Raw genomic sequence first — 251 nt, forward strand, 5'->3', positions numbered from 1 at the left:
GAGTTTTCAAAAGTAAAAAAGAATGATAGCAGTATCATTCAGTGCCATTTAATGAACGTTTTGTTTGTTGATTGGTATCTACTTTAGTATTCAATATTAACTTCTGGCGAAGTTAAACTGTCACACAACAAAGACCCGTTTGGGTTGTATGGTTAAGTGACTAAGCGTACACGGTGGATGCCTTGGCAGTTGGAGGCGATGAAGGACGTATTAACTTGCGATAAGCCTAGTCAAGCTAGTAAAAAGCACTT

General features: G+C 38.2%; 1 rRNA gene. It reads left to right on the plus strand.

From position 1 onward, the window contains the following. Positions 1-150 precede the first annotated feature (150 nt). Positions 151-251: ribosomal RNA gene (locus H5200_RS24555) — 23S ribosomal RNA — on the plus strand; the annotation flags it as partial.

This window comes from Pseudoalteromonas sp. SG43-7 (assembly GCF_014164295.1).
Lineage (GTDB): Bacteria > Pseudomonadota > Gammaproteobacteria > Enterobacterales > Alteromonadaceae > Pseudoalteromonas > Pseudoalteromonas rhizosphaerae.